Source organism: Chryseobacterium sp. JV558, assembly GCF_033712365.1.
GTDB lineage: Bacteria > Bacteroidota > Bacteroidia > Flavobacteriales > Weeksellaceae > Chryseobacterium.
This window is the reverse complement of sequence record NZ_WJHU01000001.1, coordinates 514347-527947: the sequence shown is the minus strand read 5'-3', so window position 1 is coordinate 527947 and position 13601 is coordinate 514347. Positions and strand designations below refer to the sequence as shown.

Below are 13601 nucleotides of genomic sequence, written 5' to 3'. Positions count from 1 at the left end.
ATTAAATTATATATTTCACTGATAGTAGATAACAAATTCCATACCTCAATCTTTTCTTCTATTTTATAAAGAATTTACTTCATTCTGAGCCTTCTTTGTCAGGGATTTAAAAACCAAATCATAGGATTGGTCAATAAGCTTAAAGATCAAATCTCTTTTCAAACCATCTGCTGTTACAGAATTCCAATGGGTTTTGTTCATGTGATAAGCCCCTGTGATCTGAGGATACTGCTCACGAAGTTCTGCACTCCATTCGGGATCTGTTTTTACATTAATTGCTAAAGGTTGCCTTTCAAGCCCCATTAGTAAAAACATTTTGGTATCTACTTTCAATACAAGAGTCTCATTATCAAACGGAAAACTTTCCGTAACTCCTTTTTTTGCAAGACAGTAATCTAAAATTTCGTTGGCATCCATGTTAATAATAGGTAATCAATGATGAGTAATAAGTAATGGTTATCAATGATATTTGATATAATTTTTTAAACTTTAATTCAAATTTAGTAAATTTAAGAAAGAAATAATCTCACAAAAACCACAATTATTATGAAAGCTCTGGTAATAGGTGCTACAGGCGCCACAGGAAAAGATCTTGTCAATCAGTTATTGAATGATAAAGAGTTTGATGAAGTGGAAATTTTTGTTAGAAAACCTGTCGATATTCAGGATAATAAGCTTACAGTACATGTTGTGAATTTTGAAAAGCCTGAAGAATGGAAAGATATGGTGAATGGAGATGTGGCATTTTCGTGCCTGGGAACTACTTTAAAGGACGCAGGAAGCAAGGAGGCCCAAAAGAAAGTAGACTTTGATTATCAGTATGAATTTGCAAAAGCAGCAAGGGAGAATGATGTGGAAGATTACATTCTGGTATCAGCTTATGGAGCAAATCCACAATCTAAGATTTTTTATTCCAAAATGAAGGGCGAACTGGAAGAAGCTGTAAAGCAGCTGCATTTCAATAAGATCACCATTTTCAAACCGGGAATGCTTGAACGAACAAACTCTGAGAGAACCGGAGAAGTTTTAGGAAGCCGGATTATAAAATTTGCTAATAAACTGGGATTATTAGAAAGCCAAAAACCGCTCCCCACCAACATTTTGGCAAAAGCAATGATTAAATCTTCAAAAATAAAAAGTAACGGATATTCCAGCATAAAGCTTGGAAATATTTTCTGTTTTGCAGAAAAAACTAATGATTAACTACCGATCTGTTTTTATTTTGTGGTTTTACTTCCCATTTTTTGTCCTAACTTTTCATATTCAATATCATTAGGTTCCCAAAGTTCTATTTTGTTTCCTTCTATATCCATAATATGGACAAATTTTCCATATTCATAAGTCTCCATCTTATCAACAATGGTTACATTTTCTTTTTTAAGCTGCTCAATCAGTTTTTCAAGGTTTTCTACCCGATAATTGATCATGAAATCTTTTTCAGAAGGCTGAAAATATTTTGTTTTCTCACTGAAAGGACTCCACTGGCTAAATCCTTTTTTAGAATTATCAGCACCCTGATACCACTCAAATACAGATCCATATTCATTGGTAGCAAGGCCCAAGTGGCTTTCGTACCATTCTCTCATCTTTTTAGGATCTTTACATTTAAAAAAGATTCCGCCGATTCCGGTTACTCTTTTCGTTTCATCAGACTTCTTTTCTGTAACGGCTTTAAAAGCAAATCCTAACATAAAGGAAGCCAGGACACAAAGAGTAAAAATTATTTTCTTCATAAGGATGCATTGATGGGTTATAAAAATAAAAAAAGTGGATGTATAAACACCCACTTGTAAAAATATACTTTTTTATCTTTATTTCAGATATTTTGTAATAGCCTCGTCAGTAGGCTTTGTGGTACTTACAAAAGAATCAATCAGTTTCCCGTTTTCGTCAACCAGAAATTTGGTGAAGTTCCAAAGAATCGTTGTGTTCTTTACTCCGTTTAATTCCTGTTCTGTTAAATACTTGAATATTGGAGCGGTATCATCTCCTTTCACGGAAACTTTAGCTGCTAAGGGGAATGTCACTCCGTAATTTTTCTGGCAGAAAGCGCCAATTTCGGTATTGGTTCCTGGTTCCTGTCCTCCAAAATTATTGGCAGGAAATCCTACGACAACCAGTTTATCTTTATATTCCTCATATACCTTCTCAAGATCGGCATACTGAGGGGTAAATCCACATTCTGAAGCGGTATTGACAATCAGGATTTTCTTTCCTTTGAAATCAGCAAAATTGATTTCCTTTCCGTCAAGACTTTCTACTTTGAAGTCATATATTGTTTTTCCCATAAGTTCAGTGGTTTTGGCTTTAGAAATTTCATTTTTTTGGTTGGTGCAGCTTTGCAGGAATGCGATACAAGAAAGCAGCAGTAAAAAAATATTTTTCATTTTTTATCATGTTATGCAGCCGGGCTGCAGTTGAATTAAAATTTAAAAATGTTAGCCAGAAAAACTTTGTTGACTTCTACTTTGTTTAGTAACATCACATAATCTCCGTCTTTTTTGGTACTGGAAGATTCAATTCTGAAAGGCATGGTAATATTTCCTACTTTTTTATAATCAGAATAGATCAGCGTTTCATCTTTTTTCACTTCTTTTAAAAGCATATAAGTCTTTGTATCAAAATAATACATGTTCTTATTCACGTTTTTGGTAAGTTCCACTTTATGGCAGTAGATCTCTCCTACTTTTTCTTTTCCAAGGTATTTGGCATCAAAACCTTTATTTTCCCAATCAATGAAGTCATTATCAAAACTTTCCGGTACATATTCTGGGTATTCCTGAAGTTTATTTGCGGCATAGTTCATTGCATATCCTTTTGTTCCATCAAAACCTTCAATTGCCGTTTCTTTTCCGCCGGTAGTAATTAATGTTTTAGTAAGATTCGGACGCTGCTGATAAATTTTGATAGGATATTCATCTTTGATTCCCAATACCACTTTTCCCTGAAGTAATACTGAATTCAACAATTTCCAATTGGTTAACCCTCCGGATAATTCAATGTTTTTGTCTATAATTTCCTTTGCGGTCTGCGCAAATGCCATATGCGAAAATATCAGTCCAAATACTAATAGTAACTTCTTCATTAATTTTATTTATAAATTCAAATATAGGGGGATTTCTGTGAAATTGCAAAAAGGAGAAAGAATGAATCTGCTTTTTTGCCTCCTGCAGCTTTTTAAATCAACTTTCTGGCTTTTTCAAGATCTTCCGGTGTATCAATGCCTACTCCTATGAAATTGGTTTCTATCATTTTGATCTTCATTCCATACTCCAGGTAACGGATGCATTCAATTTTTTCGGATATTTCCAATGGTTTCATTTCCAGTTTTGAAAACTGCAACAGTGCTTCTTTCCTGAAAGCGTATACCCCAATATGCTTAAAATAACTTATATCATAAGAAATTTCTCTGTGAAAAGGAATTACAGAGCGGCTGAAATACAAGGCAAAACCATTATTATCCGTGATAACTTTTACATTATTTGGATTTTCAACCTCCTCTTTTTCATACAGCTGTATTTTTAAAGAAGCTAAAGAAATTTCCTCTTGAGTATCATGTCTAAAAACTTCGATAAGCTGCTGCAAGGGTTCCAGTTTAAGGAAAGGTTCATCTCCCTGAACATTGATTACGATATCGCAGTCTATATTCTGTACGGCTTCAGCAATACGGTCGCTTCCGGTCTCATGCCGCCCTGTCATTACGGCTTTTCCGCCATTTTGTACAATTTCATCAAAAATAATTTCAGAGTCTGTTGCAACAAATACTTCATCAAACAGCCCGGTTTCCACTACATTCTGATAGGTAGTTGTAATAACGGTTTTTTCTCCTAAAATCTGCATTAGCTTCCCAGGAAAACGGCTTGCTTCGTAACGTGCGGGAATGACAGCGATTATTTTCATTCAGTAAAAATATTAAGTAATTCTCTTTAATTCAACAGGTTTCATCCCAGCATTTACCAAAGTGGGAATATTCCTTTTATCTTGATATCAAATGTAGTGAAAAGTATCTTATTTACTCTATAAAAGAGGGATTTTGGCAGTTTAAAAAGAGAGTTTTACGCCTACCATATTATATTCCCATTGGCGGGATGCTGTAAAGTTGAGATTATATTTTGTTTTTCCGATGGTACCTTCTGAAGAAGTATATCGGCTTTTTGATATTGTTTTTCCTATAAAATACCCCATTAATAAGGCTAACGGATAATCTGAAGCCCAGTGAACTTTACTTTGCATCATTTGAAAACATAATGCTCCCGCTAAGGTATATCCTACAGGTTTTATCCATCCTGCATCTGGGTAATTGTCTGCAATCACGGTGATACCTGCCATAAATGTAGTTAAGTGTCCGGATGGCATTGCATCATAATTGGAGGTATTCTTACCAAATTCAGAAAAGCTTGGAAAAGGATTCCAGGCACCTCCTTTATTACCGTTTATTTCTGCAATAAAAGGGCTTTCTCTTCCGGTAATTCTTTTAATAGTTTGCGTGAAAACACCGGAAAGAATTAAACTCTCCATCAAACCACTGGCTGTAGCTTGTGCTCTGTAGTCATTTTTGATCAAACCATATGTTCCGAAACCAATTCCCAGCAAGACCAGTGTAGAGCCATTCCCAATCAAATATAAGGTAGATCCGATATCTTTAGGGATTTTAAAAACACCACCTATTTTGTGGTAATTATTATCTTTATCCATTCCCCACCTTTCTCCTAGCTCTCTTGAATTGTCAATTAATTTCTGGTCAAATGGCAAGAGAATCAAAGTAGATGCAACGGCACCTCCAAGATAATAAGCATGATCTTTGGCAACAAAATCTTTATTTGTATTGATAAAATTTCGGGGTAATTTCGTTACAAAATCCAATAATTTGGGTTTGGGGTAAGTTCTGACGGAACCGTCTTTTAAAGTGTAAGTCTGTACTTTTGACAGCTCAGAATTCTTTGGTTCTTTTACTTTCAATGTGTCAATCTCTTGTGAGCATACCAATATTGAAACTGGTAAGAGTAGAAATCTCAGTTTTTTCATCGTGTAATTTTCGACTTTATTATATTTTAGTGTGTGTAAAAGCCCCAAAGATAATTCCTTGGTGTGTGTGTACAACGTGGTTGTTTAACTTTTAATATTTATTTAATCTTTTTATCAATAAACGTACTTTCAATTCAAATATTTGATAAAAAAAATAAGTCCATACAACCAAGAGATAAAAATATGGAATATAGTATATAAAAAACCTCGACTCCGCTCAGCATGACATGATTAATATAGTTTGATTTTAATGATGTCATGCCGAACAGAGTCGAAGCATATATTTTTTATGTAAAGATTACTTTAAATTGTTCAAAGCACTCTCCAGCTTCGGAAGCATTCCTTTGATCTCCTCTGTAGCCAATCCTCCTACAGAAGCACGGAACCAAGGTTCAGATTTATCTTCTCCAAAGGCTGAGAATGGTACTAAAGCCACTCCTGCTTCATTAATTAAGTAGAATACAAGGTCTGAAGAGTTTTCAATTACCGCTCCGTCTGGTTTTGCTTTTCCGATATAGTCTAATTTAATAGTAAGATAAAGAGCTCCCATTGGTTCAATACTGTCTACTGAAAGTCCTTTTCCTTTTAAATCCTGAACTCCGTTGTGAAGAGCTTTTAAGCTTTCTTCAAGCTTACCTTTAAAATCCTCAACGAAAACATCTACATTCTCAGGGTTTTCATAGAATTTAGCTGTTGCTTCCTGCTCAGGTTTTGGTGCCCAAGCTCCAACGTGGGTAAGAAGTGCTTTCATTTTATCAAGAATATGAGCAGGACCAAATCCCCATCCTACACGTACTCCAGTTGCTGCAAGGCATTTTGAAATACCGTCGATATAGATGGTATAGTCTTTCATTTCAGGGAAAAGAGAAACAGGATCTACATGCTCTGCACCGAAAGTAAGGATAGAATAGATCTGGTCATACATAAGGTATAACGGTTTTTCATTTTCTCCTCTTTTTTTGTTTTCAGCAATCACCAATTCGCAGATTTCTGAAAGCTGCTCTCTTGTAAACATGGTTCCTGTAGGGTTCAATGGTGAACAAAGTGCCAATAACACGGCTCCATCCAAATGAGGTCTTAAATCATCTGCTGTTGGAAGAAAGTTGGTTTCAGGCTTAGTCTTTACTTCTACAGCATTGGCCGAAGTAAGGTAAGCATAGTGATTGTTGTTCCAAGATGGTGTAGGATATACTACTTTATCTCCTTCGTCTACGATTGTTTTGTAAACGGCATAGATCAAAGGTCTTGATCCGGCAGTGATCAGAATATCTTCTGGAGAATAGTCCAGGTTCCATCTTTTTTTAAGGTCTTTGGAAACTTCTTTTCTTAAAGATAAAAGTCCGTTTGCAGGCGGATAATTCGTTAGATTATTCTGGTATGCTTTCTGAATCTCTTCCTTCAGCAATGCTGGAATAGGATAGATATTAGAATTCAGATCACCAATAGTAAGATTGGCAATTTCTGCTCCTTTTGCTTTTAGATCATTTACTTCGTTACCAATTTTTACAATTTCAGAACCGATCAGGTTCGCTGCTAATTTTGAAACTTTCACTTTTTATTCTTATTTAAAATTTATATTTTCATTCTCCATTAAACCTCTCATACATTTGATCTACCGGCGTTTGTGCATCAAAAAGGGCTATTGCTTCTTTTACTTTTTTTGCCGTATTGGAATTCGGATATTTTTTGATAATCCTGTTGAATTCCGTTCTGTTTTCATCGTTCAGTTTTCCGGTTCCTTTGTCCATGTCTCTTTCAAAGGTTGGCGTGTTATCCATTCCCAAAAGATAATCAGACAAATATATTTTATAGTCCTGTTTGACAACCTTTATAAGATTGCTCTTAGGATATTTGTTCATAAAGTTTTCCCAGAACATCAATCTGTCTCCCAGCTGTTCCCAGGTAATTATTAATCCAGCATCAGCTGCATAATTGGATTCACTTTCTTTATCAGTCTGTGAAATATAGACTTCATAATCAGGAGTTACTTTATTCTTAAACAAGGATGAATAATATCCCGGAACGGTCCAGATTTCAGTAATTCCTTCTCCTACTTCCCTGAACTCAAGACCTTCTTTTTTCAGTTCTGAAGCTATTTTTTTAACATTATCCGGTAAGTTGTACTGATCCTTATCATAGTTATAATAGTTCACATATTTATCTAAAATATCAGCATGTAAGTTCATCAGACACCCTGTATACTTTCTTCTTATTTTTAAATAGTCTTGGTATACGGTGTCATTCTGTTCCGGACTGTTGCCAGCCATTTCTTTTTCGATTTTTGCACGGTACCATTGAAGTGATGTGATATAATCCTCCGTTTTATGAGTGGGAGAACATGCTGTATCTATCGGTTTGTACTGATCTTCCTTGGTTTCTGTAGTAGCAATCGAATCATTTGCTGGTTTTCTCTCTGAAACTGCAGTTTCCTTTTTACAGGAAACTACGGCTGCAGACAGTAAGCAAACTGCTATTATTTTTTTGATCATCTGCTGTTTTCGGGGAAAAATTAATCTAGTTTCAAATCTGTTTTAACAGCTCCGATTTTAGCTTCCAATGATTTTAATTTATCTCTGAAATCCGCTTCTGAAGTAACGGAATCTTTCACAGAAACATAAAACTTAATTTTAGGCTCTGTTCCTGAAGGTCTTACACATACTTTTGTTCCGTCCTGTGTGTAATAGATCAATACGTTAGACTTCGGAATATCATTCATTACTTTTTTCTCGTTGGTAGAAATGGTAAGACTTGTCTGTTCTTTGAAATCTTTTACTTCTTCCACTAATGAACCAGCCAGTTCTTTTGGAGGGTTTTCACGGAAGTCTTTCATCATATTCTGAATTTCCTCAGCTCCTTCTTTTCCTTTTCTTACGATATTGATTAATCCCTCATAATACATTCCAAGGTCTTCATAGATCTCAATCATGTACTGATACATTGTTTTTCCGTTGGCTTTGCACCAGGCTGCAATTTCGCATGCTAAAAGAATACTTCCGCAAGAATCTTTATCACGTACAAAATCTCCGGTCATAAATCCGAAGCTTTCCTCACCACCACACACAAATTTCTGTGTTCCTTCTGCTTCACGGATCATTTTTCCGATCCATTTGAATCCTGTAAGACCTACTTTACACTCTACCCCAAATTTCTGTGCAATATCAAAGAAAATATCTGAAGTTACGATCGTAGAGCCAATAAATTCTTTTCCTGTGATTCTTCCCTGCTTTCTCCATTCATTCAGGATGTAATACGTAAGGATTGTGTTGGTTTGGTTACCGTTTAAGAGCTGCATTTCACCATCGAGATTTCTTACCGCAATTCCCAATCTGTCACCATCCGGATCAGTTCCGATAACGATATCAGCGTTGGTAATTCTTGCAAGATCCATTGCCATTTCCAATGCTGCAGGCTCTTCAGGATTTGGAGAGTCTACTGTAGGGAAATTTCCGCTTGGAATCATTTGTTCTCTCACAAGATCCACTTTTTTGAATCCTGCTTTTTCTAATGCTTTAGGAATTGTAGTATAGGTTGTTCCGTGGATAGATGTGAAAACAATATTTAAATTTTCTTTTCCAACATTCTGATAGGTAGAATTTTCAAGACAAGCATCAATATATACATCATCCTGCTCCTCACCGATCCACTCAATAAGATCATCATTTCCGTTGAATTTAATTTCTTCAAATTTCACAGAATATACTTCATTGATAATGGCTTCATCATTTGGCGGAACAATCTGCGCTCCGTCATTCCAGTATACTTTATAACCGTTGTATTCCGGCGGGTTGTGAGAAGCTGTCAATACAATTCCTCCGTTACATTTTTTATCACGAACGGTGAAAGACAATTCAGGCGTTGGTCTGTGGTCTTTGAAAAGCAATACTTTAATTCCGTTGGCCGTCAAAACATCTGCTACCAGTTTCCCGAACTCTTTTGAGTTGTTACGAACATCATAAGCGATGGCCACTTTAATCTCTTCACCTTTGAACTGTTGTAACATATAGTTCGCCAATCCCTGAGTAGCCTGTCCTAATGTATATTTATTCAAGCGATTGGTTCCTACTCCCATTATTCCACGCATTCCTCCAGTCCCGAATTCCAGTTCTCTGTAGAAAGAATCTTCCAGATCCGGGGAATTGCTGTCGATCAATGTCTGTACAGCATCTCTCGTTTCTTTATCGAAGGTATCACTTAACCAAAGTTTCGCTTTTTCTAATGTATTCATATTTGTATGTTGTTCTTTTATAATTTGTATAGTTCTTAGTTTAAATGATATTGCTTTTAATCCAGTTTTTTATTTTCAACTTTCGTTGTTTTATCAATTTTAAAAGCTCTGATTGGATCATTATAATAGATAAATTTTGCCGTGTTCTGAACGTGTCCTTTTAAAGAATCTTTCACATTTACTTCTGCGTAATTTCCGTTTTTAGAATCAATATTCAGGTTGGTAATTTTCCAGTAAGGGGCAATTAAACTTGCTGTATCTGAAATCTTTATAACGGCATCTTTGGACAATCCCAGGAAGTTGGCGCGGCTTCTGTTGTGCATTTCAACCTCTGCTCTTCTGGTGTTGACAGACCCCATGAAACTTGCATTATTTTTCATATTAAGTCTGAAGTTATCAGTCTTGATTTCACTTGAAATATTCACTTCTACAGAATCAGAAATAGCTACTTTTTCCAGGTTATATTTTGAATAAATTGTTACATTATAAAAATCTACACCCTTTGTACCTCTTTTTTCTTTAATGAAAAGTGTTTTATCTTTTACATCCACATCCAGATTGCTCGCCACATTCGGATAGGTTTCTATTTCCACAAAATTCTTAGGCCCTTTAGCATAAAATACACGGAATTTTCCTTCAAGATCAAGGTTTACAAACTCCGAAACATCCACATCTTTCTTTTCAATATTCCCTTTAGGAGAAACTTTTCCACAGGAAACTACTGCCATCAGCATCAATGTGTATACAACTTTTTTCATATTTAATTTTAAATATTCTATAATATAATCGTAACGTTCTTTACTGAAAATCTCTGAAAGTTTTTTTCATATCTCTCACGGGACTTTCAATATTATTTTGAACAAAAATAGGATTAAAATTTCTAAAAATCTTTGTCTTTTGACAATAAAATACCTGATAATTTTCAATTTTTTGCTTTTCAGAAAAGGTTATTTCTTGTTCTCTCCTTCTTTTACTTTTTTAAATATGAAAAAAGCACCCTGATTTTTCAGAGTGCTTTTTATGTATTGAAATTGGAATGATTATTTTGGGTTAACCACCCCGTCAAAAATTCTTTGAATTTTTGCCACCTCTCCAAAGGATGGGAATGATCATACATTCACTAAAGGTTTATATTAACAGGTTATCTTTCAGTACGTTTAACTGAATAATTATCTGTTTTATATCACTTCGTCAATGTTATAATTCTTGTGTTCTCGGTTTGTTCTGATAATCATTTCACCTAAGAATCCTGCTACGAACAGAAGACTTCCCATAATCATCATGGTTAATGCGATAAAGAACCAAGGATTATTGGTAATTAAATGTCCGTAAATTCCTCTTGCAACATCAATCAGTTTAGAAATCCCCAACCACAGTGCTGAAAGAAAACCTACAATAAACATCATGGTACCTACCGCTCCGAAGAAATGCATTGGTCTTCCTCCAAAACGACTTACAAACCAAAGGGTTATCAAATCCAGAAATCCTCTTACAAATCTTTCCGTACCGAATTTTGAAGTTCCATAAGGTCTAGCCTGATGCTGCACTTCTTTTTCTGTAATTCTTCTGAAACCTGCATTAGCAGCCAGTACCGGAATATAACGGTGCATATCTCCGTAAACGTCAACAGATTTTACAACTTGCTTTTTGTAAGCTTTCAAACCACAGTTGAAGTCATGAAGGTAAACTCCTGAAACTTTTCTTGCTGCTGCATTGAATAATTTTGACGGAATATTTTTCGTCATTACATTATCAAAACGCTTCTTTTTCCAACCGGAAACGATATCGTAGTTATCGTGAATCACCATATTATACAGTTCCGGAATTTCTTCAGGGAAATCCTGCAGGTCGGCATCCATAGTAATCACTACATCTCCGTTTGTTCTTTCAAAGGCTGCATGAAGAGCCTGTGATTTTCCATAATTTCTGGAAAATTTAATAGCGTGGATCTGAGGATACTGTACTTTCATATTCTCAATAATACTCCACGACAAATCCGTACTGCCATCGTCTACAAACCATATCTCATAAGATAAATCACTGGTTTTGCATACTTTATCAATTCTTGAAAAAAGCTCTTCCAGAGAGTCTTCTTCGTTCAGTAACGGAATAACTATAGATAAATTCATTTAATTTTAATAAAAATTAGTCTTGATTTGTTTCTTCGGGCTGGTGCACTGTTCTTGTTCTGAAAAATGCTCCGAAAAACACCGACAAAACTACGTAAAATATAAGAATTGCTGCAAAGTATCCGGAAAAATGACTTGCGGTAAGCATATCTTTTCCTTTAACTGCTTCTGGAGTGAAGCTTTGTAATCTTTCTGTATACTTCTGATCCAGCTCATCAATATCCTTCTGATGCTTCAAAATTTTTCTTGCAGAGGTATATTCTGTATCCAATTCTGATTTTTGTCTTTGAACATATTGATAGTTCAGCAGCTTTTTTGCTGCAGGATCTACAAAGTTTAAAAAGGCATAAATACTGAAGATGGAAAGAATCCCTCCGATAAACATTGGAACGAATGCTCTTTTGAAAGCATCTTTAAATTTTACCACTCTATGGTTGTTCCAAAAGGATTTTACAGACCAGAATGCAGTACCTGCATATAAAATTGGCAAAACGAAAGCGTTGGCTTTCAAAGAGATATCAAAATAATTGATTCCTGATAAAAAAGTATACACTACAAAGAAAATGATCATTGTAGCAATAAAAAGTATAATTCCTAGTGTTGATGGACTTTTCGTCATATTTAAATTTTTAGAAAAAAGTTGAAAATTTTTCCCTCTAAATGTCAAGTGTTTAGCTTTACCACTGCATTTTTTCGACTAATTTTCTTTGATAAAGTTTTGAAGTTTATAAAATATTCCTACCTTTGCAACGGCAAGTCCTAAACAACCAGCTCCTGAGAATCCTCCAGGGTGGGAACGCAGCAAAGGTAATTGGTCGTAGCGGTGTGATTTAGGTAGCTTGCCATTTTTTTTTGGTTTAAAGTGAGAAGAGAGGTAATTTGATAATTATCTTTTTTTGTTTTTAATACCTTACGCATCATTTTCATTTTTCTAATTTTCAGATTACCTAATTCCCGTTATTGATTAAAATTCGAACGTCTCGCCTAGTTTTGGTAAAACAAGTTCTACATTTTTATCTGCAAAATGCTTTAATGCACTTTCATGATTGATCTCGATTGCCGGAAAAGTATCAAAGTGACATCCGATTACTTTTGGAGTTTTCAACAATTCTGCAGCGGCAAAAGAAGCTTTTCTAGGACACATTGTATAGTGACTACCGATTGGAAGAATAGAAAGATCAATATTTCCATATAATCTTGGGAATAGCTCCATATCCGCCATTACTCCAGTATCTCCAGCCAAATAGATGTTCTTTCCTTCAGGAAGTCTGAAGATATACCCTACAGGAACGCCTCCATAGCTTCCATCAGGGAAAGAACTTGTATGGTGAGCCGGAACCATGGAAATTTTAAGATCGTCGATTTTTGCTGATCCTCCGAGATTCACATCATCTCTGTTTTTAGCCTGCTGAAAGTAACCACATACTTCAGGAACTCCAATTACGGTAGCTTCCGGATAATGCTGTAACACTTCTGCTACATCGGCAATATGATCGCCATGTGCATGAGTCAGCAAAATGTAATCGATTTTTTGAGCTGCAATGTCAAAACCTGACTCTGCTTTTTTGTAGTTGTAGAAAGGGTCACTCAAAATTGTTTTGTCCTTGTAAGTGAACAGGAAACAATTTTGCCCTAAGAATTGTATTTTCATTTTAAATTTAGTTTCAATTATTATTAAACACAAATGACTCAAATAATTTCACAAATAACACCATGAGATTAGTGACATTAGTGAAAGCATTCGTGCCATTCGCGTTTTCTTTAATTTATTATTTCGATGGAAATTTGTCTTCAATAAGCCTCAGATTAATCCCATGCTCCAGATAAGCTTTACAACCGTCTAAAACCGTTGTAAACCCACCTGTATTGTCATTAATCTGTTTCAGCAGATCTTCACCAGTCTGACTGAATCCATAGCTCTTAATGACAACCAGAGTTCCTTTTTCCATTGTTTTGAATTCATAGTCTACGTTTGTTGAAGATTCTCCCCAAACTGTTCTGATCAGTTGATTCGGAATTACCTGATGAACTTTCACTACAGATTGTACTCCGTACATTTCCCATTCCCAGGTAATAGTTTTACCTTCTTCTAATTTTCCGGTAGATTTTGTAAACCAGAAATTAGTTGTTATTTCAGGATTGATAAATGCTTCAAAAACATCTTCAATTGGTTTTCTGATAAGCATTTGAGCTTCAACAAAGACATTAGAACTCATGATATA

15 protein-coding genes and 1 other RNA gene are annotated in these 13601 nt (G+C 35.3%); 2 read left to right on the top strand and 14 right to left on the bottom strand.

Annotation, left to right across the window (positions count from 1 at the left end):
* Positions 1 to 63: 63 nt before the first annotated feature.
* On the bottom strand, positions 64 to 417 hold the full coding sequence (locus GFU89_RS02510) for an MmcQ/YjbR family DNA-binding protein (protein WP_318845634.1): 354 nt from the start codon (positions 415 to 417) through the stop codon (positions 64 to 66).
* Positions 418 to 546: 129 nt separating this feature from the next.
* On the opposite strand from GFU89_RS02510, the gene GFU89_RS02505 reads away from it, so the two are divergent.
* Entirely contained in the window at positions 547 to 1203 is a 657-nt protein-coding gene (locus GFU89_RS02505; RefSeq protein ID WP_318845633.1) for an NAD(P)H-binding protein, read from the top strand.
* Positions 1204 to 1217: 14 nt separating this feature from the next.
* Here the strand turns inward: GFU89_RS02505 and GFU89_RS02500 are convergent, their stop codons facing one another.
* The 11 genes from GFU89_RS02500 to GFU89_RS02450 all read right to left on the bottom strand — a co-directional run bounded on the left by GFU89_RS02500 (position 1218) and on the right by GFU89_RS02450 (position 11998).
* Positions 1218 to 1733, bottom strand: a complete 516-nt coding sequence (locus GFU89_RS02500; RefSeq protein ID WP_318845632.1) for a VOC family protein — start codon at positions 1731 to 1733, stop codon at positions 1218 to 1220.
* Positions 1734 to 1811: 78 nt separating this feature from the next.
* Positions 1812 to 2387 (bottom strand): glutathione peroxidase, encoded by a 576-nt coding sequence (locus GFU89_RS02495; protein ID WP_318845631.1) that lies wholly within the window; start codon positions 2385 to 2387, stop codon positions 1812 to 1814.
* A gap of 35 nt (positions 2388 to 2422) precedes the next feature.
* Complete coding sequence (locus GFU89_RS02490; RefSeq protein WP_318845630.1) at positions 2423 to 3085, bottom strand: histidine kinase; 663 nt, start codon at positions 3083 to 3085, stop codon at positions 2423 to 2425.
* 92 nt (positions 3086 to 3177) lie between these two features.
* The gene (gene kdsB / locus GFU89_RS02485) at positions 3178 to 3900 is read right to left on the bottom strand and encodes a 3-deoxy-manno-octulosonate cytidylyltransferase (protein ID WP_318845629.1); all 723 of its coding nucleotides are present in this window, start codon (positions 3898 to 3900) and stop codon (positions 3178 to 3180) included.
* A 141-nt stretch (positions 3901 to 4041) separates the two neighbouring features.
* A complete protein-coding gene (locus GFU89_RS02480) occupies positions 4042 to 5025 on the bottom strand; it encodes a phosphatase PAP2 family protein (protein ID WP_318845628.1) in 984 nt (327 codons plus the stop codon).
* A gap of 298 nt (positions 5026 to 5323) precedes the next feature.
* Complete coding sequence (locus GFU89_RS02475) at positions 5324 to 6577, bottom strand: pyridoxal phosphate-dependent aminotransferase (protein WP_318845627.1); 1254 nt, start codon at positions 6575 to 6577, stop codon at positions 5324 to 5326.
* Between the two features lie 28 nt (positions 6578 to 6605).
* Entirely contained in the window at positions 6606 to 7514 is a 909-nt protein-coding gene (locus tag GFU89_RS02470) for a hypothetical protein (RefSeq protein ID WP_318845626.1), read from the bottom strand.
* 20 nt (positions 7515 to 7534) lie between these two features.
* Complete coding sequence (locus tag GFU89_RS02465) at positions 7535 to 9250, bottom strand: phospho-sugar mutase (protein WP_318845625.1); 1716 nt, start codon at positions 9248 to 9250, stop codon at positions 7535 to 7537.
* 56 nt (positions 9251 to 9306) lie between these two features.
* Complete coding sequence (locus GFU89_RS02460) at positions 9307 to 10008, bottom strand: GIN domain-containing protein (RefSeq protein ID WP_318845624.1); 702 nt, start codon at positions 10006 to 10008, stop codon at positions 9307 to 9309.
* 420 nt (positions 10009 to 10428) lie between these two features.
* On the bottom strand, positions 10429 to 11379 hold the full coding sequence (locus GFU89_RS02455) for a glycosyltransferase family 2 protein (protein ID WP_318845623.1): 951 nt from the start codon (positions 11377 to 11379) through the stop codon (positions 10429 to 10431).
* A gap of 16 nt (positions 11380 to 11395) precedes the next feature.
* The gene (locus tag GFU89_RS02450; RefSeq protein WP_318845622.1) at positions 11396 to 11998 is read right to left on the bottom strand and encodes a DUF4199 domain-containing protein; all 603 of its coding nucleotides are present in this window, start codon (positions 11996 to 11998) and stop codon (positions 11396 to 11398) included.
* Positions 11999 to 12129: 131 nt separating this feature from the next.
* On the opposite strand from GFU89_RS02450, the gene ffs reads away from it, so the two are divergent.
* Positions 12130 to 12227: signal recognition particle sRNA small type (gene ffs / locus GFU89_RS02445), an RNA gene on the top strand.
* A 116-nt stretch (positions 12228 to 12343) separates the two neighbouring features.
* On the opposite strand, the gene GFU89_RS02440 is transcribed toward ffs, so the two are convergent.
* Both GFU89_RS02440 and GFU89_RS02435 read right to left on the bottom strand, forming a co-directional pair.
* Complete coding sequence (locus tag GFU89_RS02440; RefSeq protein WP_318845621.1) at positions 12344 to 13030, bottom strand: metal-dependent hydrolase; 687 nt, start codon at positions 13028 to 13030, stop codon at positions 12344 to 12346.
* A gap of 118 nt (positions 13031 to 13148) precedes the next feature.
* Entirely contained in the window at positions 13149 to 13595 is a 447-nt protein-coding gene (locus tag GFU89_RS02435; protein WP_318845620.1) for an SRPBCC family protein, read from the bottom strand.
* Between the last annotated feature and the right edge of the window lie 6 nt (positions 13596 to 13601).